Annotated in this window: 22 protein-coding genes and 1 pseudogene; 12 read left to right on the top strand and 11 right to left on the bottom strand. The window is 63.8% G+C overall.

The features are described from left to right. Window positions 1–471: 471 nt before the first annotated feature. Entirely contained in the window at window positions 472–933 is a 462-nt protein-coding gene (gene rirA / locus FJ425_RS09945) for an iron-responsive transcriptional regulator RirA (RefSeq protein WP_140543679.1), read from the bottom strand. Between the two features lie 209 nt (window positions 934–1,142). Here rirA and FJ425_RS09940 point away from each other — a divergent pair, with 209 nt between their 5' ends. The 3 genes from FJ425_RS09940 to FJ425_RS09930 all read left to right on the top strand — a co-directional run bounded on the left by FJ425_RS09940 (window position 1,143) and on the right by FJ425_RS09930 (window position 3,609). After that, on the top strand, window positions 1,143–2,438 hold the full coding sequence (locus FJ425_RS09940) for a DUF445 domain-containing protein (protein ID WP_140723065.1): 1,296 nt from the start codon (window positions 1,143–1,145) through the stop codon (window positions 2,436–2,438). A gap of 65 nt (window positions 2,439–2,503) precedes the next feature. Then, window positions 2,504–2,932 carry a TIGR01841 family phasin gene (phaP, locus tag FJ425_RS09935; protein WP_140627182.1) on the top strand — a complete coding sequence of 143 codons (429 nt, stop codon included), beginning with the start codon at window positions 2,504–2,506 and terminating at the stop codon, window positions 2,930–2,932. Between the two features lie 179 nt (window positions 2,933–3,111). Further along, the gene (locus FJ425_RS09930) at window positions 3,112–3,609 is read left to right on the top strand and encodes a MaoC family dehydratase (protein ID WP_140627184.1); all 498 of its coding nucleotides are present in this window, start codon (window positions 3,112–3,114) and stop codon (window positions 3,607–3,609) included. 23 nt (window positions 3,610–3,632) lie between these two features. On the opposite strand, the gene FJ425_RS09925 is transcribed toward FJ425_RS09930, so the two are convergent. Further along, window positions 3,633–5,051, bottom strand: a complete 1,419-nt coding sequence (locus FJ425_RS09925) for a PLP-dependent aminotransferase family protein (RefSeq protein WP_140723062.1) — start codon at window positions 5,049–5,051, stop codon at window positions 3,633–3,635. A gap of 102 nt (window positions 5,052–5,153) precedes the next feature. On the opposite strand from FJ425_RS09925, the gene FJ425_RS09920 reads away from it, so the two are divergent. Then, on the top strand, window positions 5,154–6,017 hold the full coding sequence (locus tag FJ425_RS09920; RefSeq protein ID WP_140723059.1) for a DMT family transporter: 864 nt from the start codon (window positions 5,154–5,156) through the stop codon (window positions 6,015–6,017). 418 nt (window positions 6,018–6,435) lie between these two features. Here the strand turns inward: FJ425_RS09920 and FJ425_RS09915 are convergent, their stop codons facing one another. The 3 genes from FJ425_RS09915 to FJ425_RS09905 are packed head-to-tail and all read right to left on the bottom strand — an operon-like array spanning window position 6,436 to window position 8,840. Beyond that, the gene (locus tag FJ425_RS09915; RefSeq protein ID WP_140723056.1) at window positions 6,436–7,476 is read right to left on the bottom strand and encodes a zinc-dependent alcohol dehydrogenase family protein; all 1,041 of its coding nucleotides are present in this window, start codon (window positions 7,474–7,476) and stop codon (window positions 6,436–6,438) included. 18 nt (window positions 7,477–7,494) lie between these two features. Next, window positions 7,495–8,145: a maleylacetoacetate isomerase gene (gene maiA / locus FJ425_RS09910; RefSeq protein WP_140723053.1), complete on the bottom strand. Its 651-nt coding sequence runs from the start codon at window positions 8,143–8,145 to the stop codon at window positions 7,495–7,497. Next, window positions 8,142–8,840 (bottom strand): fumarylacetoacetate hydrolase family protein, encoded by a 699-nt coding sequence (locus tag FJ425_RS09905; RefSeq protein ID WP_140723050.1) that lies wholly within the window; start codon window positions 8,838–8,840, stop codon window positions 8,142–8,144. The genes maiA and FJ425_RS09905 overlap by 4 nt, the downstream gene beginning before the upstream one ends. Before the next feature lie 208 nt (window positions 8,841–9,048). Here FJ425_RS09905 and FJ425_RS09900 point away from each other — a divergent pair, with 208 nt between their 5' ends. Beyond that, complete coding sequence (locus FJ425_RS09900) at window positions 9,049–9,732, top strand: response regulator transcription factor (protein ID WP_140690233.1); 684 nt, start codon at window positions 9,049–9,051, stop codon at window positions 9,730–9,732. A 39-nt stretch (window positions 9,733–9,771) separates the two neighbouring features. On the opposite strand, the gene FJ425_RS09895 is transcribed toward FJ425_RS09900, so the two are convergent. From FJ425_RS09895 to FJ425_RS09885, 3 genes are all read right to left on the bottom strand, one after another. Then, window positions 9,772–10,206 (bottom strand): hypothetical protein, encoded by a 435-nt coding sequence (locus FJ425_RS09895; protein WP_140723048.1) that lies wholly within the window; start codon window positions 10,204–10,206, stop codon window positions 9,772–9,774. Between the two features lie 65 nt (window positions 10,207–10,271). Beyond that, entirely contained in the window at window positions 10,272–11,609 is a 1,338-nt protein-coding gene (locus FJ425_RS09890; protein WP_140723045.1) for a hybrid sensor histidine kinase/response regulator, read from the bottom strand. A gap of 6 nt (window positions 11,610–11,615) precedes the next feature. Further along, window positions 11,616–12,800, bottom strand: coding sequence for an FIST signal transduction protein (locus FJ425_RS09885; protein WP_246677909.1), 1,185 nt, complete (start codon window positions 12,798–12,800; stop codon window positions 11,616–11,618). Between the two features lie 263 nt (window positions 12,801–13,063). Between FJ425_RS09885 and FJ425_RS09880 the strand changes: the two genes are divergently transcribed. The 4 genes from FJ425_RS09880 to FJ425_RS09865 all read left to right on the top strand — a co-directional run bounded on the left by FJ425_RS09880 (window position 13,064) and on the right by FJ425_RS09865 (window position 18,204). Continuing rightward, window positions 13,064–13,564: a (2Fe-2S)-binding protein gene (locus FJ425_RS09880; protein ID WP_140723042.1), complete on the top strand. Its 501-nt coding sequence runs from the start codon at window positions 13,064–13,066 to the stop codon at window positions 13,562–13,564. Window positions 13,565–13,710: 146 nt separating this feature from the next. Then, a complete protein-coding gene (locus FJ425_RS09875; protein ID WP_140723039.1) occupies window positions 13,711–16,056 on the top strand; it encodes a xanthine dehydrogenase family protein molybdopterin-binding subunit in 2,346 nt (781 codons plus the stop codon). A 120-nt stretch (window positions 16,057–16,176) separates the two neighbouring features. After that, complete coding sequence (locus tag FJ425_RS09870) at window positions 16,177–16,974, top strand: xanthine dehydrogenase family protein subunit M (protein WP_140723036.1); 798 nt, start codon at window positions 16,177–16,179, stop codon at window positions 16,972–16,974. A gap of 207 nt (window positions 16,975–17,181) precedes the next feature. After that, on the top strand, window positions 17,182–18,204 hold the full coding sequence (locus tag FJ425_RS09865; protein WP_140723033.1) for an acyltransferase: 1,023 nt from the start codon (window positions 17,182–17,184) through the stop codon (window positions 18,202–18,204). A 6-nt stretch (window positions 18,205–18,210) separates the two neighbouring features. Here FJ425_RS09865 and FJ425_RS09860 read toward each other — a convergent pair whose 3' ends face one another. Genes FJ425_RS09860 through FJ425_RS09850 form a run of 3 tightly spaced genes read right to left on the bottom strand, consistent with a single transcriptional unit; the run spans window position 18,211 to window position 20,039 of the window. Next, window positions 18,211–18,729: an SRPBCC family protein gene (locus FJ425_RS09860; protein WP_246677908.1), complete on the bottom strand. Its 519-nt coding sequence runs from the start codon at window positions 18,727–18,729 to the stop codon at window positions 18,211–18,213. 45 nt (window positions 18,730–18,774) lie between these two features. After that, window positions 18,775–19,272, bottom strand: a complete 498-nt coding sequence (locus FJ425_RS09855; protein ID WP_140723030.1) for a GNAT family N-acetyltransferase — start codon at window positions 19,270–19,272, stop codon at window positions 18,775–18,777. 11 nt (window positions 19,273–19,283) lie between these two features. Then, window positions 19,284–20,039 carry a copper homeostasis protein CutC gene (locus FJ425_RS09850; protein WP_246677907.1) on the bottom strand — a complete coding sequence of 252 codons (756 nt, stop codon included), beginning with the start codon at window positions 20,037–20,039 and terminating at the stop codon, window positions 19,284–19,286. A 170-nt stretch (window positions 20,040–20,209) separates the two neighbouring features. Between FJ425_RS09850 and FJ425_RS31795 the strand changes: the two are divergent. The 3 genes and pseudogenes from FJ425_RS31795 to FJ425_RS09840 all read left to right on the top strand — a co-directional run. Continuing rightward, window positions 20,210–20,365: pseudogene (locus FJ425_RS31795) on the top strand (hypothetical protein); the annotation flags it as partial. Between the two features lie 81 nt (window positions 20,366–20,446). Continuing rightward, window positions 20,447–20,902, top strand: a complete 456-nt coding sequence (locus tag FJ425_RS09845) for an SRPBCC domain-containing protein (protein WP_210241690.1) — start codon at window positions 20,447–20,449, stop codon at window positions 20,900–20,902. 88 nt (window positions 20,903–20,990) lie between these two features. Then, on the top strand, window positions 20,991–21,446 hold the full coding sequence (locus FJ425_RS09840) for a carboxymuconolactone decarboxylase family protein (protein WP_140690264.1): 456 nt from the start codon (window positions 20,991–20,993) through the stop codon (window positions 21,444–21,446). Window positions 21,447–21,487 lie beyond the last annotated feature (41 nt).

Here is a 21,487-nt window from a genome sequence, read left to right as displayed (position 1 = left end):
CGTCGTGGCTCAAGCGGCCAAGACCGCCCGCATCATCTGGGCAATGCTGCAGTCGGGACAACAATACAGGGCACCAGTTGCGGCTTAACCGCTATCGAGGCCCTTAACAGTGTAAGGAGCAGAAAGGCAGCACGGCAAAATGGTCAGGACCTGGGTCGGGAAAATCCGCCATCGTCATCGCGATTCAAAAGCGCGCTAGAATGATTGGAACCCGATCCGCGTAACCCCTGCGGGTCAGCGGTCATCGAAAGCGACCGCACTAAAGGCCGAATACATGACCGCTCCAGACTTACGCCGCTGCCGCCATTTTGCCTCTTGCCCAAAAGGGGCCGTCCATACATGACGAAGCCATGGGGTGGCGCGCCCCACCCGCGAGGCCATGGGTGGCGCCCATCCGGGGAGTCACGGGTGGCGTTGCACCCGGAAAGGTGTGAGGTGGCTCCCCTCGAGAACCAAGCCGCAAGGGCTCAATCACGCCGCCGGCGCGCGCTGCTCCAGGAGGTCGATGCCGAGCAGGCTGCGCACATTCGGGCGCGCGGCGACGAGGTCGGCGATCGTGTAGCGTGAAAGCACGGCGAAGAAGGCGTTGAGCGCCTCGCGCAGCGCCGAATTCAGGGCGCAACTGTCGACCAGCGGGCATTCGGCTGCGTCGTTCTCGAAGCATTCGGCCATGGCGAAACTCTCTTCGGTGACGCGCACGACATCGAACAGGTTGATCTGTTCCGCCGCGCGGCCGAGCCGCACCCCGCCGTTGCGGCCGCGCACGGTTTCGACCAGGCCGGCCTCGACCAGCGGCTGCAGGATCTTGAACAGGAACAGCTCGGACACCGAATAGGCGGCGGCGATCTCGGGGATGCGGCTCAGCCTTTCGGTGTTAGCGGCGCAGTACATCAGAATGCGCATCGCATAATTGGTCTGGCGCGTGAGCCGCATGGTATCCTCGCGAAATATTAGCTTAAAGCCGAATATGGCCCATAGTTTGGAACAATTCCAGACTGGACCGGTACATAGCTGAATAATCGTGTCAACTTTTTGTGCATGCCGGCGCGGATAGTCGCCGGATATCGCTCCAGTGCTTCGAACGAGCGTTTTGCCGGCGCAGCCACTAGATAGAAGCGGGTGCAAACAGGAAACGCCTTTCCATGTCACGGACAGCTTCGGCCCTCGCGCCGGTTCGATTCGACGCCGATGCCAAGGCTAAGCTCTCGGCGTTGCGGCGGACCAAGTTCGTCGCCGCCGCGGCGCTCGCGCTGTGCATCCTCGTCTTTGCGCTCGCCAAGTCCTTCGAGAGCGGCCATCCGTGGCTCGGCTTCGTCGCGGCTTTCGCCGAGGCGGCGACCATTGGCGGCCTCGCCGACTGGTATGCCGTGGTCGCGCTGTTCCGGCGGCCGCTCGGGCTGCCGATCCCGCACACGGCCATCATTCCGGAGAACCAGCACCGGATCGCCGACAATCTCGGCCGCTTCATCGAGGCCAATTTCCTGGCGCCGGAGCCGGTGCGCGAGAAGCTCGCCGAGGTCGATTTCGCCGCTTTGGTCGCCGACTGGCTGGCCGACGCCGAACGCGCCTCCGATCTGTCGCGATTCGTCGTACGCCTCGTGCCGCAGACATTGACGGCGGTGGAGCAGTCAGGCCTCCGTGACTTCGTCACCAGCCGCATGCTGGAGCAGATCGAGAAGGTGCCGCTGGCGCCGCTCGCGGCCGATCTTTTGTCGGCGCTGACCGACGATCGCCGCCACCAAAAGCTGTTCGACGAGTTCATCCGGGTCGTCGGGCGTTTCCTCAACGACGAGCAGGCGCTGGCGACGATGCGTGAAAAAATCCGCGAGGAACTGCCGTCGCTGTTCAACCTGTTTCGCGCCGATGCCTATCTTTTGAAGAAGATCGTCGCGTCGGCGGGTTCGCTGCTCGATGAGGTGCGGGCCGATCCAGATCATCCCATGCGCGCCGAATTCGACCGCTTTGCGCTCGGCTTCATCGAGCGGCTCAGGACCTCGAAGCAATATGCCAGGCGCGCCGAGAAGCTGAAGCGCGATTTCCTCGGACGTCCGGAGGTGCGGGCGCTGGCCGGCGATGCATGGACAAGCCTGCGCCTGTTCATCGAGCAGGACGTCAATGCGCCGAATTCGACGATCCGCGAGCACCTCGCCAACATGTTCGTCGAGATCGGCAGGCATCTGGCCGACGACGCCCAGATCAGGGCCGATATGAACCAAGGTTTTGTCGTGGCGCTGGCTTCATTCGTCGAAAGCCAGAAGAGCGGGGTGTCGACATTCATCGCCGATCAGGTCAAGCGCTGGGACCTTGCGCAACTGACGCGGCTGATCGAGCTGAACATCGGCAGGGACCTGCAATATATCCGCTTCAACGGCATGATCGTCGGCGGGCTTGCCGGGCTGGCGCTCCATATGGCGGAGCGGCTGTTCCTCGTCAATTGACGCCGGCCCAAGGAGCACTATTCTCCTTCAAGGGTGCCGCATCGCGGCCGGCAGGGAGGCAGGGCATGGCAAGACAACCGGAATCGGACTCGTTCCTCGACATGTTCAGCAGGTTCGGCCGCGACCTCAAGCTACCGAATGTCGACGTCCAGGCGATCCTCGACCATCACCGCAAGAACCTCGAAGCCCTGGAAAAATCGGCGAGGGCAAGTGCGGCCGGCGCATCCTCGGTGCTGGCGAGGCAGCATGAGATGGTCCAGAATGCCATGCATGAGATCACGCGGATGGCGCAGAACTATCAGACGCCCGGCAATCCGCAGGACCTGATGAGCAAGCAGGCGGAGTTTGCCCGCAGGTCGTTCGAGACGACGCTGAAGAATGCCAGCGAAGTGGCCGACCTTGTGCGCAAATCCAGCACCGAATCGGTCGAGATCCTGCGCGACCGGATCCGGGATGCGATGGCGGAAATCCGCGCCGGCTACGAAAAGAAATAGGCTACCTGGCGATTTCGGACCCATCACCGACCGACATGCGATGCAACCGGCGCAGGTGTCCGAGCGTTCTCGGCCTGCCCCAAAGCATCAACTCTACCGGCGAAAATCGCGGGGCGGCGAATTGACAGAGGCCGCCGCTTCATGGTCGGGAGACAGGCAAAAGTGATGGGAAAGCCGGAATGACGGAAACACGGCCGAGAACGCCGCCGACCTTCGAGCAGTTGCGCATGATGTCCGGGCAGGAGCTCGGCGTGTCCGACTGGACGACGGTCGACCAGCAGCGCATCGACCAGTTCGCGGAGTGCACGGGCGACCACCAATGGATCCATGTCGATCCCGAAAGGGCGAAACGGCAGAGCCCATTCCGCACCACGATCGCGCATGGCTACCTGACCTTGTCGATCATCGGCGCGCTGGCGCTGGAGATGGGCATCGTGCCGGAAAACACCCAGGCCGCCTTCAACTACGGCTTCGACAAGGTGCGCTTCCTGGCGCCGGTCAAGGCCGGCGCGCGCATCAGGCTGCGCACCACGCTGCTTTCCATGGAGGACCGCGGTCCCGGTCAGTATCTGATGAAGGCGGCCAACACCGTCGAGATCGAAGGCGAGCAGAAGCCGGCGCTGACCGCCGAGACGCTGGTGATGATGTATGAGCGCCGCAAGCGGGCAGGGGCCTAGGGCCTGCTGAGACCCAGCGTAGACTACGCGGCCTTGCGACGAGACGCGGCTATCGCCTTTTCGACCACCTGGAAAATCCGTTCGTCGGCGCATTGCGCGACATTGAAGCGCATGAAGCGGCCGGCGGTGTTCGACAGGCTGAAGGCGTTGCCGGGCGCCAGCACGACATTGTCCGAGAGCGCATGGCGGGCGACGTCGGCGGCGTCGATGCCGTCGGGCAGGCGGCACCAGAAGAACATGCCGGCAGGCTGGTCGATCCAGGGCACGATGCCCATCGCCTTCAGCCTGCCGGCGGTCTCGGCCATGGCGCGCGACAGGCGCGTGCGCAATTGCTCGACATGTTTGCGGTAGCTGCCGTCCTTCAGCAGGGTCAGCACCAGCTCGGCGGATAGCCGCGCACTGCCGAAAGTCGTGGCGATCTTGAGATCGGTGAGCCCCTCCATCCAGTCGGCTGGCGCCGCGATGAAGCCGCAGCGCACCGAGGCCGACAGCGTCTTGGAGAAGGAGCCGATCTGGACGACGCGCTGCAGCCCGTCGAAGGCCGTGAGCCTCGGAGCAGGGCTATGCTCGAAGTCCGCGAAGATGTCGTCCTCGACAATGGTGAGATCCGCCTGGTCGGCGAGCTTCAGGAGCCGATGCGCGGTGACCGGCGACAGGATCGCGCCGGTCGGGTTGTGGATGCCGGAATTGGTGATGTAGAGGCGTGGCCGGTGCTCGGCGAGCGCCTCGGCGAAAAGCTCGATGTCCGGCCCCGAAGGCGTGTAAGGCACGCCGACAACCTTGGCCTGATGCGCGCGCAACAGCGCGTGGAAGTTGAAATAGCAGGGATCGTCGACCAGGACCGCATCGCCGGGCTCGATGAGGAAGCGGCACAGAAGGTCGATCGCCTGGGTGCCGCAGTCGGTCAGCATGATCTGGTCCGGCGAGGCCTCGACGCCATGGTCGGCCATGCGCCTTGCCAGCAATTGGCGCAGCGACGGCAGGCCAAGCGGCGTGCCATAGTCCGCAAGCGTCACGTCCTCCGCGCGGGCTGCGCTGCGCAGCGCCCGGCGCAAGGCAGCCTGCGGCATCCAGGACGCCGGCAGCCAGCCGCAGCCGGGTTTCAGCATCTCCTCGCCGGCTTCGAGCGATTGCCGCGACACCCAGAGCGGGTCGACGGCTCGGTCCAGCCGTGGGCCGATCTCGGCGAGCGACAATGGCGCGAGCTGGCCGGCGGCGTAGAAGCCGGAGCCAGGCCGCGAACGGATCGTGCCTTCCGCCGCGAGGCGCTCATAGGCTTCGACCACGGTCGATTTTGAAACCTGCATGGATCTGGCCATGGCTCGTATCGACGGCAGGCGGGCTCCGGGCGTCAGCGTGCGCGCCGCGATCCGCTGGCGGATTGCCGTCATGACGGTTTCGACGAGGGTGGCGCCACTGGCATTTGGGCCTGATGCGTCCATCTGTACTTCTCTGTGGACCATTACAGTTTTGTAGAATTGTACTCCATTGTCTCTGGCAACACCATGGCCCGCGCCGGTACGGAAGCGCAAACGGAGCGGATCATGGAAAAGAGTTTCGACGGCTGGCTCAGCGGCTTCATTGGGGTGCTGATCTTCAGCGGGTCGCTGCCGGCGACGCGGGTGGCGGTGATGGATTTCGACCCGACCTTCCTGACGGCGGCCCGGGCGGCAATCGCCGGCCTGCTCGGGATTGCGATGCTGCTGCTGTTTCGCGAGAAGCGTCCGGAGCGCAGCGACCTGATCTCGCTCGTCGTCGTTGCGCTGGGTGTCGTGGTCGGCTTCCCGTTGCTGACGGCGCTGGCGCTGAAACATGTCACCTCGGCGCATTCCATCATCTTCGTCGGCCTGCTGCCGCTGGCGACTGCGATATTCGGCGTGCTGCGCGGCGGCGACCGTCCGCGCCCGGCCTTCTGGCTGTTCTCGTGCCTGGGAAGCGCTTTGGTCGCCGGCTTTGCCTTGGCGCAAGGCGTGACCGCGTCGCCGGTCGGCGACGGCCTGATGCTCGGCGCCATCATCGTCTGCGGGCTGGGCTACGCTGAGGGGGCCAAGCTGTCGCGCAAGCTAGGCGGCTGGCAGGTCATCTGCTGGGCCTTGGCGCTGTCGCTGCCGGTGATGCTGGCGTTGAGCTTCGCGACGCTGCCGCCATCCTTCGCCGCCATCGGCTCAAGTGCGTGGATCGGCCTCGGCTATGTCTCGCTGTTCAGCATGCTGATCGGTTTCGTGTTCTGGTATCGCGGCCTGGCACAAGGCGGCATCGCCGCCGTCGGGCAGTTGCAATTGCTGCAGCCCTTCTTCGGCCTGGCGCTGGCGGCGACCCTGCTGCACGAAAAGGTCAGCCCGATGATGCTGGTCGTCACGCTGGGTGTCGTGACCTGCGTGTTCGGGGCGAAGAGGTTTGCGCGGTAGGGGTGGCTTCCCGTAATCGCGCTCGGTTTTGCCGGGTGCGCATAGGCGCACTGCACAGGGATTTTGACCGGTCGGCTCTGTTTGCGTTGGCAGGCGGCATACGTTGGAGATTGGCCGAAACGCCCATCGCGATCGTCATTCCAGGGCAGAGCAGCAGCGAAGCTCCGTCGCGAAGACCCTGGAATCCATGCCGTTACCTTCGCCAAGGCATGCAACGGAGCAGAATTCTGCACCGAGGCGGCGCTTCCAAGTCACGGAATGGATTCTATGGTCTGCGCGCGTCGCTTCGCTCCTTGCCGCCATAGAACGACGAGGGTGGGGCGGCTTCAACCAATCCCCGGCGTTTGCGCTGATTTCACGGAACTGAATCTTACACCAAGACAAACGGCAAACCTTTCAAAATCCCTGTGTTGGGGAACTAAAACTTCGTCACCACGCCGATGCCGATCCCCTCGAAGCCGCCCATCGCCATCAGCGCGGCTGGCGCCTCTTCGAGACTGATCCTCTTGCCCACGAGCAATTCGGGCTTCAGTTTGCCGGTGCGGATCATCTCCATCATCGCGTTGTAGCGATAGGCTTGCATGCCGTGGCTGCCGAGGATTTCGAGCTCGAAGGCGATCACCTTGTCCATCGGCACTTGCGGGCGGGCATGCTCGCCCATCATCAGCCCGACCTGAACATGACGGCCGCGCCGGCGCAGGTTCGAGATCGAGTTGAAGGAGGTGGTCGGGTGTCCGAGCGCGTCCATCGACATATGCGCGCCGCCATTGGTGATCTGCTTGACCGCCTTGACCACGTTCGGCATCGTCGAGGCGTTGATCGTCGCCACCGCGCCGATCTTCTTGGCGAATTCCAGCTTCTCGTCGGTGAGGTCGATGGCAATGACATTGGCCCCCATGGCGCTGGCGATCATGATCGCCGAGAGGCCGACGCCGCCGCAGCCATGCACCGCCACCCATTCGCCCGGCGTCACCCGGCCCTGGTCGACGATGGCGCGGAACGAGGTGACGAAACGGCAGCCGAGGCTGGCGGCGGTGGCGAATTCCATCTCTTCGGGCAGGCGCACCAGATTGGTGTCAGCGTGCTCGATGCCGACATATTCGGCGAACGAGCCCCAGCCGGTGAACCCAGGCTGCGTCTGGTGCTCGCAGACCTGATGGTTGCCGGACGTGCATTCGAAGCAGCGGCCGCAACCGACGGCGAAGGGGACCGTGACGCGATCGCCGGCCTTCCAGCGGCCGACCTGCTTGCCGGCGGCGACGACGACGCCAGCCAATTCATGTCCGGGGACGTGCGGCAGCGTGATGCCGTCATCATGGCCCATCCAGCCGTGCCAGTCGCTGCGGCAAAGACCCGTAGCCTCGACCTTGATGACAACGCCGTCTGCGGCCGGTTTGGGATCGGGAACGGTCTGGATTGTCGGCGCCTCGCCGAATTTTTCAAAGACGACAGCTTTCATGGGGAGTCCTTCAGTTCGTTACTCGGCATCGATCTGGTTCTGCGGCGCAGCCTTCTGGAACGCCGGCAGCGCCATGCAGGCGGCGTTGATGCGCGCAATCACCGGGTAGGGCGCCATGTCGACGCCGAAGCGGGCATTGTTGGTGACCTGGGCGGCGAGGCAGATGTCGGCAAGGCCCGGCGCATCGCCGTGGCAGAAGGTGCCGGTCTGCGGCGACGAAGCGAGAATCTTCTCAAGCGGCTGGAAACCTTCGTTCACCCAATGCCTGAACCAGTTGACGACATCCTCGTCACCAGCGCCGAACAAACTGCGCAGCGAGGTCAGCACGCGCAGATTGTTCACGGGATGGATGTCGCAGGCGATCATCTGCGCCAGCATCCGCACTCGTGCCCGACCCAGCGCATCCTTCGGCAGCAGCGGCGGCTCCGGCCGGATCTCGTCGAGATATTCGATGATCGCCAGCGACTGGGTCAGAAGCGTGCCGCCGTCCAGAACCAGCGCCGGCACTAGCCCTTGCGGGTTGACGGCGCGATAGGCGGGCTCGAGATGCTCGCCATGGCGCAAGTGGTGCGGCACATAGATGTAGCTCAGGCCCTTCATCTCCAACGCGATCCGCACCCGGTAGGAGGTGGAGGAGCGGTAGTAGTTGTGAAGGACGAGATCGCTCATCGCCTCGGCTGCCCGATGGTCACCGCGATCTCGCCGATGCCGTCGACGCCGCCGGTAATCCTGTCGCCCGCCTGGACCGCGCCGACTCCGGCCGGCGTGCCGGTGAAGATCAGGTCGCCGGGCCGAAGCTCGACCGCCTCGCTGCAGATAGCGACGATGTCGGCGATCGGCCAGATCAGCTCGGCAAGATCGCCGTCCTGCTTCACCGCGCCGTTGACGGCAAGCCAGATGCGGCCTTTTTCCGGATGCCCCGATTTCGCGGCCTGAACCAGCGGCCCGCAAGGCGCGGATTGGTCGAACGCCTTCGACCAATCCCAGGGCCGCGCCGCCTTCTTGGCCTGGTCCTGCAGGTCGCGGCGGGTCAGATCGACGCCGACGCCATAGCCCCAGACATGGGCAAGCGCGTCTTCGCGCGGAACGCGGAAGCCGGCCTTGCCGACGGCCACGACCAGCTCGATCTCGTGGTGCAGGTTCGAGGTCAGCGGCGGGTAGGGGATCTCGGCGCCGCTGTCGACCACCGCGTCGGCCGGCTTGGTGAAGAAGAAGGGCGGGTCGCGCTCGTCATTGCCGAGCTCGCGCGCATGCGCAGCGTAATTGCGGCCGACGCAGAAGATGCGGCGCACGGCAAACCGCTCCGCCGACCCTGCGACGGCAACCGAGGCAATCGCCGGGGGCGGAAGGACGAACTCTGGCATGGGCGGTCTCCGTGCTGGCATGAATCGTCCGCACCTTCAGCCGATTTCGACGGACGAGCAAGGCTCTATGGCCGCGAACATGTTGGCCCTGTCATTTCACGGACAATGCCCTGTACCATTGGGCGATATACTATTTGCCAATAATCTGGCCATGGTCACGAGACTATCCTGTGCCGGCTGAAACCGAACCGATGCCTGATCCTGAGCAATGACCGCCATCAACGATCGCGCCCGCTTCCTGATCATCGACGACCACCCGCTGTTTCGCGAGGCGCTGCACAGCGCCGTGCAGATGGCCTATCCGGACGTCGACACGGTCGAGGCGCGTTCGATCGGGGAAGCGATCGAGCTTCTTGCCGACGCCAAGCCGTTCGACCTCGCGCTGCTCGATTTGAGCATGCCCGACGTGCATGGCTTCGAGGGGCTGTTGCAGCTAAGGACCCGCTATCCGCGGCTGCCGGTGGTGATCGTGTCGGGCTATGAGGAGCCGAAGATCATCTCCGAGGCGCTTTCCTATGGCGCCGCCGGCTTCATCCCGAAATCGGCCCGCAAGAGCGATCTTGCCGCCGCCATCCGCTCGGTGATGGATGGCGCGGTCTATGTGCCGGAAAATTACGAGGGCCAGCCGCCGGACCCCGACAGCACCGATCGCGCCGACATGGTGCAGCGCCTTGCCAGGCTGACGCCGCAGCAGCTGAGGGTCCTGCAGATGCTGCGCCAAGGCATGCTCAACAAGCAGATCGCCTACGAGCTGCAGGTGGGCGAGACAACCGTGAAAGCGCATGTCTCGGAGATCCTGCGCAAGCTCAACGTCTATAGCCGGACGCAAGCGGTGATCGAGGTGTCGAAGCTCGACAATGCGGAGCTGTTTCGGGACCAGGCGGGGTTTTGAGACCGTTTAGCGGAGGCGGTTTCATGCGAACTTAGTTCACTAAGCAGTATGTACGTATGGACTTATGCCAAAGTCCATGTCTCCTTCCATGCTGAGGCATATGCACCATCTATATTCCGAATCTATGAAATAGTGGTGCTGAGGTATTTCTATGAGTAATGGCAGAATATCGATCATGATGTCGATGTGAGACTTGAGCGCAAGATCGGTCAAGCTATCTCCAACATATATAACGTCTCCAAAAAGCTCCTGTTCTGAGGCGATTTCCTCAAAGAACCGCGCGAAATCGAGGTCGTCCTCGGTGCCTTTTGTTGCCCTTTTTGGGAGCTTAATCCAATCGATCTTTGATCCGGAGACGGGAAAACTCCTTTCCAGCAGTCGGAAAAAGTGGGAGGAGTCACCCAAGTCGACCAATTCCCCTGACAAAAAAAGAGCTTCTAATGATTCTCTGATTTCATCATCGTAGACGGTCAAACGTCTCTCCGTTCACGGCTGATTGATCGATCTTCTCTCAAAATGAAATTCCCCAAGTATATCAGCTAAGCCAGCAAATGCGCCAAGAGCGCCCGCAATTGCGCCGGTTTCAGCGGCTTGCGCATCAGCTCTATGCCGGCGGCGCGGGCGGCCTTGGCGACGGGTTCGGAGCCGTCGGCGGTGACGATCAGCGCCGGCACGGTCCGGCCGAGATAGTCGCGCACGTCGGCGATCGTTGACGTGCCGAGGTCGCCGCCGTCGAGATGCTGGTCGGCGATGACGATGTCGGGCACCCAGGCGGTGTCGCCGAGCAGGTCGAGCGCATCGTCGGTCGAGGTCGCGGCGCGCACCAGGCATTGCCAGCGCTCGAGCAGCGAGGTCATTGCCGAGAGCACGTCGGCGTCGTTTTCGACCAACAGCACCTTGGTCCCGAACAGGCCGTAGCCGCGCGGCCGCTCCATGTCGGCGGCGGCCATCGCCGGTTCGGCCGCGGCCATGCCGACCGGCACGTCGATATGGAAGATGGTGCCGCGCCCGACCTTGGAGGAAAAGGTCACCGGGTGGCCGAGGGCGGCCGCCATGCGGCGCACGATGGCCAGGCCGAGACCGAGCCCGCCGGCGAGCCCGGCATCGGCAAGCGTGGAGGTGCCGCGGTGAAATTCCTCGAACACCGCCTCGCGCTGGTCCTCGGGGATGCCGCAACCAGTGTCGGCGACGTCGATGCGGATGGTGTCGCCGCGATGCCTTGTGCCGACCAGCACGCCACCGGAGCGGGTGTAGCGCAGCGCGTTGGAGAGGATGTTCTGCAGGATACGCCTGAGCAGCGTGCGGTCGGAACGTACCGCGACATTGACGGGGCGGAATTTAAGCGACAGGCCTTTCTTTGCCGCTTCCGGAAGGAAATCCGAGCGCAGCGAGGAGAACAGCGCCTCCAGGCTGACATCGCCGATCTCGGGCTGCACCACGCCGGCGTCGAGCTTGGAGATGTCGAGCAGGGTGCGCAGCAGGTCTTCCATCGTCTCCAGCGAGCGCTCGACCTGACGCACCAGCTTCCTGCCTTCATCGCTGGCCTGGACCTCTGCCAGCGCCGAGACCGAGAGATGCGCGGCATTCAGCGGCTGCAGCACATCGTGGCTGGCGGCGGCGAGAAACCTGGTCTTGGAGAGGTTCGCCAGCTCGGCGCTCTCCTTCGCCGCGCTGAGGTCGATGTTCGACTGTTCGAGCCGGCGCAGCGTCGCATGCAGTTCCTCGGTGCGGTTGCGCACCCGGTTTTCCAGCGAGATCGCGGTCTGGAACAGCGAGAAGGCGTTGCCCTGCTGGTCCATCGAGCGCTCGACGCGGCTGACCAGCGCGGCGTTGATCTTCTTCAGCCTTTCGAGGTCGTCGATGTCGCGAAGCGGCATCAACGCTCACTCGGCCGCCTGGCGCTCGCCGAAGGCGATGCCGGTAAAGGTCTGGTTGAGGTGCATCGAACGATACTGCTCGCCATAGGTGCCGAAGCCGATCACCTTGTTGGTCCGGTAGAGCTCGGAAATGTCGCGAAAGACCTGGCGGTTGCGCGCGTCGAGCCGGCGCAGCACGCAGTCGAAACCGAGGATCATGTCGATGCCGCCAAGCCGATGCTCGACGTCCTGGAGAGCGGTGCGCGTCGCTTCGACCATGTTTTTGGGCTGGGCGATGGAAAGCACCACGCCGTCGTCAATGGCGCAGAAGAACGACAGCGAGCCGTCGGGGTGCATGCGCTGGATCGACCGGCAGTAATATTCGCCGCCGACCTTCACCACCACGGGGTGCGAGGCAAAGCTCAGCGGCGTCAGCGTCTGCGGCATGATGCCGACGGAGGCGGCATATTCTTCCGCCGCGTTGGTGGCGTTGAACTCGCGCACGACACGGTGGTCCGGGTCGGACGCCGTCACCACCAGCTTCTCGTCGGTCGGAATGAAATTGTCGGTCTTGAAGACGTGGAAGGGGATCTCGGTCGCGACCAGCACGACGATGGCGCTGTCGGACGCGACCGTGCCGTTGGCGATCAGCCTGGTCGTCTCGAATTTCAGGTCGTCGCCGGCCGAGCCGCCGATCAGCGGAATGTCGTCCAGCCCCCAGTGGATGGCCGAGGTCACCGCTTCCTCGGCATAAGACAATCCGTCGATGAAGCAGAGCGCGAATATGTTCTTGGCCCGATCCTGGCCGACGCGCCCGCGCAGCAGGCGCCGCAGCGAGGCGACCTCGCCGGTGATCCGGTCCATGCCCGACGAGGAGAGGTTCTCGACCATGGTGGAGACGGTCGAAAACGATGCCGACGGCAAAAGCAGGGCAAGGACATGTCCTTCCTCCAGCCCCTGCGGCGTGATTTCGCCGGCGGTCGAGCAGCCGGCATAGGCAAGCGACGGCGCGTGTACCGTCAACGCCTGTGCGAGCGCTGCCGCGTCGACCAAGCTCTGGGAGAAGAACAAAAGCGCGAAGCCGGCGTCGACGATTGCGGCTTCGGCCGCGATGGCCCGGGCAAAAACATTCGGGTCGGGCTCATCCGTGGTGAGCGCCGAAAGGCCCGATGCATAGCGTGTGCTAGAACTGGCCAGCCGCCTTCTCCGCAATTTCCTCCAACGCTGTTTTATGCGTGTCTTTTCTTATGCGTGTCAGGCACGCTTCGCGTCGAGGGCATCTTTGCCCTCAATCCCTGATTTGGCAATGGGCCGGGCGGCATGCTCAACAGCTTGTCGGCCATGACCGAAAGTACAAGGGACGCAGCGCTGGCAGCACTGTTTTGCGCGTTGTACGGTACGCAAATAGCGCGCTGCCGAAGCACAGGCACGGCATCGGCAAGGCGAGGACCAAGGTTAATACCCAGGGAGGCTGCATGTCGGACGTGTCGTTGACTGTGAATGGGAAACGGGTCAGCGGTAGTACCGAAGACCGAACGTTGCTGGTGCATTTCCTGCGAGAACATCTGGGCCTCACCGGAACGCATGTCGGCTGCGATACCTCGCAATGCGGCGCCTGCGTCGTGCATGTCGACGGCCGGGCGGTGAAGTCCTGCACCATGCTCGCCGTTCAGGCTTCGGGCTCGACCATCGTCACCATCGAAGGGTTGGCCGACGGCGCCGAGCTGCATCCGGTTCAGGCCGCGTTCAAGGAGCATCACGGGCTGCAATGCGGTTTCTGCACGCCGGGCATGATCATGGCGGCGACCGATATGATCGCGCGCCACCCGCAAGGCCTCGACGAGGCGACGGTACGCGCCGAGCTCGATGGCAATATCTGCCGCTGCACGGGCTACCACAACATCGTGAAGGCGATCCTCGCCGCATCGAAGACGATGTCGAAGGGCGCCAAGGGCAAGGCGAAGCAGGCAGCGTGAGATGAGTGAGTAGTGAGTAGCGAATAGTGAGTAGTGAGTAGTGAGTAGCGAATGGTCGGCGTCTCTGTGACCGACCTCTACTCCAATCTTTTCCTACTCACTATTCGCTACTCACTACTCCCCTAAATTCCGGAGGAATTTCCGCAATGGGTATCGAAGGCGTGGGCGCCCGCGTGGCGCGCAAGGAAGACAAGAGGTTCATCACCGGCGGCGGCCGCTATGTCGACGACATGGTGGTCCCCGGCATGAAGCACGCGGTGTTCGTGCGCAGCCCGCACGCGCATGCGCAGATCAAGAAGATCGACGTGAAGAAGGCGCAGGCCATGCCGGGCGTCGTCGGCGTCCTGACGGGCAAGGAGCTCAAGGCCGACGGCATCGGCAATCTGATCTGCGGCTGGATGATCCATTCCAAGGACGGCACGCCGATGAAGATGGGCGCGTGGTCGCCGCTCGCTGTCGACAAGGTGCGCTATGTCGGCGACGCCGTGGTCGTCGTCGTCGCCGACACCAAGGGTCAGGCGCGCGACGCGGCCGAAGCGGTCGAGATCACCTATAAGGAACTGAAGGCCGTGGTCGATGCCACGAAGGCCATTCAACCCGGCGCGCCGCAGATCCATGCCGAGGCCGAGAACAATCTGATCTTCGACTGGGAGCTCGGCGACGCCAAGGCGACCGACGCGGCGATCAATTCGGCGGCCCATGTCACGCGCATGAAGATCGTCAACAACCGGCTGGTGCCGAATGCGATGGAGCCGCGCGCGGCGCTCGGGCACTACGACAAGGCGGAAGACCATTATACCTGCTGGACGACGTCGCAAAACCCGCATGTCGCGCGACTGGTGATGAGCGCCTTCTACAACGTCGCGCCGGAAAACAAGCTGCGCGTGATCGCGCCCGATGTCGGCGGCGGCTTCGGCTCCAAGATCTACATCTATCCGGAAGAGATCGTCTGCCTGTGGGCATCGAAGAAGACCGGTGTCCCTGTCAAATGGGTGGCCGACCGCACCGAAAGCTTCCTGTCGGACGCGCATGGCCGCGACCATGTCTCGACGGTCGAGATGGCCTTCGACAAGGACAACCGCATTACCGCCCTCAAGGTCGATACGATAGCCAATCTCGGCGCCTACATGTCGCTGTTCTCGTCCTGCGTGCCGACCTATCTCTACGCCACGCTGCTGTCGGGCCAGTACGACATCCCGGCGATCCACGCCAGTGTGCGCACCGTCTATACCAACACTGCGCCCGTCGATGCCTATCGCGGGGCTGGGCGGCCGGAGGCCACCTATGTGCTCGAGCGCACGATGGAGACCGCGGCGCGCGAGCTTGGCGTGTCGCCGGCGGAACTCCGACGCCGCAATTTCATCACGTCCTTCCCGCACCAGACGCCGGTCATCATGAACTATGACGCGGGCGATTATAACGCTTCGCTCGATGCGGCGATGAAGGCCGCCGACTATGCCGGCTTCACCAAGCGCCGTGCCGACGCCGCCAAGCAGGGCAAGCTGCGCGGCATTGGCATGAGCTGCTATATCGAGGCCTGTGGCCTGGCGCCGTCATCGGCGGTCGGCTCGCTCGGCGCCGGCGTCGGCCTCTGGGAATCGGCGGAGGTGCGCGTCAATGCCGCCGGCACGATCGAGGTGCTCACCGGCTCGCACAGCCATGGCCAGGGCCATGAGACGACATTCGCGCAACTGGTCACCCAGCGCTTCGGCGTGCCGATCGATTCCGTCTCGATCGTGCATGGCGACACCGACAAGGTGCAGATGGGCATGGGCACCTACGGCTCGCGTTCCGGCGCCGTCGGCATGTCGGCCATCGTCAAGGCGCTCGACAAGGTCGAGGCCAAGGCCAAGAAGATCGCCGCGCATCTGCTGGAGGCGGACGAGGGCGACATCGTCATCGAGAATGGCGAGGTCAAGGTCGCGGGCACCGACAAGAGCCTGCCCTGGTTCCAGGTGGCGCTTGCCTCCTACACCGCCCACAATTTGCCGGCGGGCATGGAGCCCGGGCTGAAGGAGACGGCCTTCTACGATCCGTCCAACTTCACCTTCCCGGCCGGCTGCTACATCTGCGAGGTCGAGATCGATCCGGAAACCGGTATGACGGAGATCATCCAGTTCGTCGCGGCCGACGATTTCGGCAACATCATCAATCCGATGATCGTCGAAGGGCAGGTGCATGGCGGCATCGCCCAGGGCGTCGGCCAGGCGTTGCTGGAAGGCGCGCATTACGACGCCAGCGGCCAGCTCCTGACGGCAAGCTACATGGACTACACCATGCCACGCGCGGCCGACCTGCCGTCCTTCAAGGTCTCGACCTCGAACACGCCGTGCCCGGGCAATCCGCTCGGCGTCAAAGGCTGCGGCGAGGCCGGCGCCATCGGTTCGCCGCCGGCGGTCATCAACGCCATCACAGATGCGCTCGGCGTCGTCGACATCGCCATGCCGGCGTCGCCCGCCACGGTGTGGTCGGCCATTAGGGCGAAGCATTGAAAAGCGAATAGCGAATAGGGAGTAGCGAATAGGGAAGAGGAGAGTGATGCGGCGGATAGATAATCCTACTCGCTATTCGCTACTCCCTATTCGCTTTTTCCCCGAAGGGAGAAAAGAGACATGTATTCCGTCAACTACCATCGCGCTTCCTCCGTCGCCGACGCCGCAAGGCTGCTGAAGAACGGCGACGCCAAGCTGCTCTCCGGCGGCATGACGCTGATCCCGGCGATGAAGACGCGGCTCGCGGCACCGTCGGACCTCGTCGATGTCTCGCGGCTGAAGGACCTGCAGGGCATCAAGGTGTCCGGCAAGACCGTGACCATAGGTGCGGCGACGACGCATTACGACGTCTCCACCGACGAGAAGCTGAAGAAGGCCTGCCCGGCGCTTGCACATATGGCATCGCTGATCGGCGACCCGGCGGTGCGTTACAAGGGCACGATCGGCGGCTCGATCGCCAACAACGATCCGGCGGCCGACTATCCGGCGGCATTGCTGGCGCTGGGCGCGACGATCGTCACCAACAAGCGCGAGATTGCGGCGGACAAATTCTTCAAGGGCCTGTTCGACACAGCGCTGAAGGACAGCGAGATCGTCACGGCGGTGAGCTTTACCGCTCCGGCCAAGGCGGCCTACCAGAAATTCCGCAACCCGGCTTCGCGCTACGCCATCGTCGGCGTGTTCGTGACCAAGGGCAAGGACGGGGTGAGGGCGGCAGTGACAGGCGCCGGCGAGGACGGCGTCTTCCGCTCCAAGGAGATCGAGGCGGCGCTGGCGAAGAATTTCGACGTCGCGGCGCTCGGCGGCCTCAAAGTGCCGGCAAAGGGGCTGATGAGCGATATCCATGCTTCCGCCGATTACCGCGCCAATCTGATCGCGGTGATGGCCAAGCGCGCCGTGGCCGCTGCCAACGCCTGAACGGCGACGCCATGCATGAAAGAAGGGGCCGTCGCGGCCCCTTTTTCTTTCGCTGCGGCAATGGTTTAGCCGCAAACGCCTGTCGAGTTGCGGCTTCGCACTTGCACAAAGTTATCCCGCACTGCAAAATAAATCCGGCGGGAATACCAGATGGTCCGGGGTGCGGGCAATGTTTCGCATGCGGACCTCGAGTCGCGAAGGCACGGTATGACCGACATCTCCGCAGCGTCCGTTGTCCTGCCGCGGGCCGCGACCGACAGGGAAGCCAGGGCAAGACTGGCTTATCTCGACGGTTGGCGAGGCCTGTCGATCGCCATGGTGCTGGTCGGCCATTTCTTTCCTGTCCCAGGGCTCAATCTCGGCGTGCTCGGCGTCGAGTTCTTCTTCGTGCTGAGCGGCCGGCTGATGGGCGAAATCCTGTTCATCGAGCGCTTTCCGCTGAAGAAATTCTTCAAGCGCCGCTTCTCGCGCATCTATCCATCGCTGCTAATGTTCGTGATTGCCGCCATGATCGGCCTGACCGGAACCTTCATCGCCTTCAAGTGGAAAGCGGCGCTGACGGCGCTGACCTTCACCTACAATTACGCCGGCGTCCTGATCACCCGCGCCGGCGCGCTCGACCACATCTGGTCGCTCTGCGTCGAGGAGCATTCCTATATCCTGTTGGCGCTGATCAGCGTGGTGGTTACCGGTCGGGCGAATGTCGTGCGGCTGCTGGTGGTGCTGGCGCTGCTGGCAATGGCCAACGGCGCTATTTCCTACGGCGTTCTCGGCATGGGCTACGAGACCAGTTACTGGCGGAGCGACGTGCATATCGCCTCGATCCTGCTGTCCGCGGCGATCTGCCTGCTCAAGGCCGACGGGCGCCTGCCGGCTTTCCTGCAAAACCAGCATGTGGCGCTTGCGGCGGCGGTTGGCGGCGTGTTGCTGTTCCTCGATCCGGTGCCGACCACGATCCATTATCTTGTCGGCGTGCCGCTGCTGGCGCTCGCCGTCAACACGCTCGACTTCGCGGGCGGCTATCTGACGGGGCCGTTGTCGTCGCGGCCGATGGTAATGCTCGGCCTGTGGTCCTATTCGCTTTATCTCTGGCAGCAGCCTTTCTACAAATTCGTCGATGAGAAGGGGAGCGCGGCGATCCCGATGCTGGCGGCTGTATTCGCCTGCGCGCTCTGCAGCTATTACATCGTTGAAAAGCCAGCGCGCGGCTGGCTCAACCGCAATTGGTGAGCGCTCTCAGGCTGGCGTGGCCGCCTTCTGCGCGGTGAGATAGCGGCGAAGCCCAGCTTCGCCGCGCGGCGTCGTCCAGCGATGGTTCCAGGCGAAGGCCGGCCTCAGAATCGGCGCCAGCAGCTTGAGGATCGGCCTCTCGACGGTGACCTGCCAGATAAGGTCGACATGCGTGCCTCGTCCGGACGGCGACAGCTCCGCCCGCCAGAGCCCGTCGAAGTCGCCGAAGGTCTTGACCACCACCAGCCGGCCGGGCTCGAGCTCGGCCGCCTGGATGATGAAGTTCAGCTCATAGGGCAGGGCGCCGCGCGCTCTCGCCCTGGCGCGCGCACCGACGACGCCCTTGCCCTTCCTGTCGAGCGGCTCGACCTCCTTGTAGGCATCGCCCCACCAGAGCGGCAGGAGCTCGGCGTCCGAGAGCACGTCCCAAACTTCCTGGGGCGTGCCTTCAGGGATGTCCCAGCTTTCGTCGAAGCGGAAGACATTGCTCGCCATGACGTCGCCCCCAAGCAGCGGAACGGCCATATTAGCTGCGGCTTGTTGTCCTTGCCAGCGGCTTCGGAAGCATCTTCAGGCGACGATGGGCTTCGCCCAATAGCGCACCGACTTCTTGCCGCCGTGGATCACCGCATCGCCGACCTCGGCGAAGCCGAGCGCTGCGTGGAAGGCGTCGGATGCCGGATTGGGCGGATCGGCGTTGACCTCGCAGGTGACGATCGCATGGCCGGCGCGCCGGGCATGCTCGAACAGATCCTCGTAGAGCCGTCGGGCATGGCCGCGGCCACGGGCGTCCGCTGCTACGACGACGCGGTCGACATAGACAAAGCGCGGATAGCACTCGCGAAACCAGAGGAAGTTCGGGCTGTCGTAGCTTGCGTCCTGGTCGAAGCACATGATGAAGGCTTCGAGCGCGCCGATGCGGCGGGTGTAGAAGGCTTGCCCGAGCAGGAATGAAAGCCGTTCCGGCTCGAGCCAGGACAGCTCCGCCGCATGCTCGTTGTTGAGCGCGAGGATGGCGGGCTCGTCGGCCGGCGAGACGCGTTCGATCGAAAGCATTTGCTTGGTCATCGTCCTTGCCATCAGGCCTTCGCGGCCGCGATTGTCGCCGCCACCTTGGCTAGATCGGTCACCGTGTTGCGGTATTCGCGGTCGAGGTCGGTGCCGCCCATGCCGACATTCGGGTTGCGGTAACGCATGGCGCTCGGCACGTCCGCAAGTGCTGCAAAATGCATCTCAGTCAGTCCCGTACGCCTGCGTAACTCGCCGATCGTGCCGGGGGCGAGCGCACCACAGCCGAGGATGATGATGCGCGAGCCGGCCTGGCGAACGAGCTCCGCCAGAAGCCCGACGCCCTCGACCGCCGTATCGCGCTGGCCGCTGGTCAGCACGCGGCCGACCTTGCAGCGGACCAGGGCTTCGAGCGCCTCGGCCGGATCGCGCGTCATGTCGAAGGCGCGGTGGCAGGTGACATTGAGCGGGCCTGCGGCCTCAACCAGCGCGCGCATGCGCGCCTCGTCGATGGCGCCGTCGGCGGTCAGGCAGCCGACGACGACCCCGGCGACGCCAAGCTCGCGCAGCGCTTCGACATCGGTGAGCATCGAGCGGTATTCGGCCTCGCTGTAAAGGAAATCGCCGCCGCGCGGTCGCACGATGACATGGAAGGGGATGGTCGCGCTTTCGAGCGCGGCGCGCACCGTGCCCATGCTCGGTGTGATGCCGCCTTCGATCAAGCTGGCGCAGAGCTCGACTCGGTCGGCGCCGGCGGCCTGCGCGGCGAGCAGCCCGTCAATGCCTTCGACGCAGATTTCGATCAGGGGGAGTCGGGCGTCGGTCACCAATGTCCATCCATGTTTCAACAGATCGCCAGCCCTAGCATCGCGGCGATTGCCGCGAAAGCCGCAACGATCGATCCAGGGTCCGGCGGTGATTATCGAGGCTTGATGCAGAATGCCGTTGACATTCATAACTGCCAGGTTATAGATAACCCATAGCTGGCGAGTTATTGATGAATGGGAAGCACGACGTGCCACCTGGAGATGGTGAAGAGGATCGCACAAAGACCGGCCTGAGGACTGTCGTCACCTGGACGCTGACGCCGACCGAAACCGGCACCCATCTGCGCGTGGAACAATCGGGCTTTAGACCTCGGGATGCGCAGAGCTATCGACGCGCCAGCCGTCGCTGGAAGCGCTGTCTCGCGGCTTTGCAGAAATTGTTGGAACAATTGGACAAGGAGGATGCCATGGACGATATCGCCAAAGACCCGACGAAGGATGAAACCAAATCGATCGTCGTCGAGCGGCTCATTCCACACGGCGCCGACAAGGTTTGGCGTGCGCTGACGTTTCCGCATCTCGTTGCCGAATGGCTGATGGAAAACGACTTCGCGCCGGTCGAAGGCCATCGCTTCACCTTTCGCGCAAAGCCCGTGCCCGGCTGGTCAGGCGTGACGAACTGTGTGGTACTGAGGGTCGAACCGCCAAGACTGCTCGCCTACAGCTGGGGCGACGGAAGCGAGTCCGACAGTGGCCTGAAGACGGTGGTGACATGGTCGTTGACGCCGGAAGGCGATGCCACCCGGGTGCGGATGGAGCAATCCGGTTTCAGGCCGCAGGACGAGCCTGGCTACAAAGGCATGGGAAGCGGTTGGCCACGCATCCTGGAGCGGCTTGAGCAGGTTGCCGCCGGGCAGGACTGATCCCCGGCATTTGCGCCGACATGAGGTGCAAGTCCCCTGATGCGTCTGCATCCAGGGCTCGCAGAAAAACGTCTGAAGGAGACCAATGATGGAAGCAAGATTGAAGAACCCGGTGATGCTCATTCCCGGCGCGCTGCAGGCGCTGCTGGCGCTCGACAAGTCGACCGAAGCCGGCGGCTTGCCTTATGTGACGCGCAAGCTCGTTCATCTGCGTGCCAGCCAGATCAACGCCTGTGCCGTCTGCGTCGACATGCATGCGCGTGAATTGAAGAAGGCCGGCGAGAAGGACGAGCGGATCTTCGCCGTGTCGGCATGGCGGGAGACGCCTTATTTCAATGACGCAGAGCGCGCGGCGCTTGCGCTTGCCGAAGCCGCGACGCGCATGGCCGACCGTTCCGATGCGGTGCCGGACGACGTCTGGGACGAAGCGGCGCGCCATTATGACGACAAGGCGCTCGCCGCCCTGGTGATCCAGATCGCGCTGATCAATGCGTTCAACCGCCTGAACGCCACCACGCGGCAACCCGTGGGCGCCTGGGGATAAGGCGGGAGGAGGGCGCCCGCTCCGAAGCGGGCCTCTCGCCG

Origin of the sequence: Mesorhizobium sp. B2-7-2 (assembly GCF_006440775.1) — a bacterium.
In the GTDB taxonomy this organism is placed as follows: domain Bacteria; phylum Pseudomonadota; class Alphaproteobacteria; order Rhizobiales; family Rhizobiaceae; genus Mesorhizobium.
This window is presented reverse-complemented; position numbering and strand designations above follow the sequence as displayed.

Bases quoted from the DNA above. Each gene is read 5' to 3' on its own strand.
- FJ425_RS09920 (WP_140723059.1), top strand. From the start codon at position 5,154: ATGGAAAAGAGTTTCGACGGCTGGCTCAGCGGCTTCATTGGGGTGCTG.
- FJ425_RS09860 (WP_246677908.1), bottom strand. From the start codon at position 18,729: ATGGCCGTTCCGCTGCTTGGGGGCGACGTCATGGCGAGCAATGTCTTC.
- FJ425_RS09905 (WP_140723050.1), bottom strand. From the start codon at position 8,840: ATGCCAGAGTTCGTCCTTCCGCCCCCGGCGATTGCCTCGGTTGCCGTC.
- FJ425_RS09930 (WP_140627184.1), top strand. From the start codon at position 3,112: ATGACGGAAACACGGCCGAGAACGCCGCCGACCTTCGAGCAGTTGCGC.
- rirA (WP_140543679.1), bottom strand. From the start codon at position 933: ATGCGGCTCACGCGCCAGACCAATTATGCGATGCGCATTCTGATGTAC.
- FJ425_RS09880 (WP_140723042.1), top strand. From the start codon at position 13,064: ATGTCGGACGTGTCGTTGACTGTGAATGGGAAACGGGTCAGCGGTAGT.
- FJ425_RS09870 (WP_140723036.1), top strand. From the start codon at position 16,177: ATGTATTCCGTCAACTACCATCGCGCTTCCTCCGTCGCCGACGCCGCA.
- FJ425_RS09915 (WP_140723056.1), bottom strand. From the start codon at position 7,476: ATGAAAGCTGTCGTCTTTGAAAAATTCGGCGAGGCGCCGACAATCCAG.
- FJ425_RS09925 (WP_140723062.1), bottom strand. From the start codon at position 5,051: ATGGACGCATCAGGCCCAAATGCCAGTGGCGCCACCCTCGTCGAAACC.
- FJ425_RS09855 (WP_140723030.1), bottom strand. From the start codon at position 19,272: ATGACCAAGCAAATGCTTTCGATCGAACGCGTCTCGCCGGCCGACGAG.
- FJ425_RS09865 (WP_140723033.1), top strand. From the start codon at position 17,182: ATGACCGACATCTCCGCAGCGTCCGTTGTCCTGCCGCGGGCCGCGACC.
- FJ425_RS09845 (WP_210241690.1), top strand. From the start codon at position 20,447: ATGGACGATATCGCCAAAGACCCGACGAAGGATGAAACCAAATCGATC.
- FJ425_RS09840 (WP_140690264.1), top strand. From the start codon at position 20,991: ATGGAAGCAAGATTGAAGAACCCGGTGATGCTCATTCCCGGCGCGCTG.
- maiA (WP_140723053.1), bottom strand. From the start codon at position 8,145: ATGAGCGATCTCGTCCTTCACAACTACTACCGCTCCTCCACCTCCTAC.
- FJ425_RS09940 (WP_140723065.1), top strand. From the start codon at position 1,143: ATGTCACGGACAGCTTCGGCCCTCGCGCCGGTTCGATTCGACGCCGAT.
- phaP (WP_140627182.1), top strand. From the start codon at position 2,504: ATGGCAAGACAACCGGAATCGGACTCGTTCCTCGACATGTTCAGCAGG.
- FJ425_RS09900 (WP_140690233.1), top strand. From the start codon at position 9,049: ATGACCGCCATCAACGATCGCGCCCGCTTCCTGATCATCGACGACCAC.
- FJ425_RS09890 (WP_140723045.1), bottom strand. From the start codon at position 11,609: ATGCCGCTTCGCGACATCGACGACCTCGAAAGGCTGAAGAAGATCAAC.
- FJ425_RS09875 (WP_140723039.1), top strand. From the start codon at position 13,711: ATGGGTATCGAAGGCGTGGGCGCCCGCGTGGCGCGCAAGGAAGACAAG.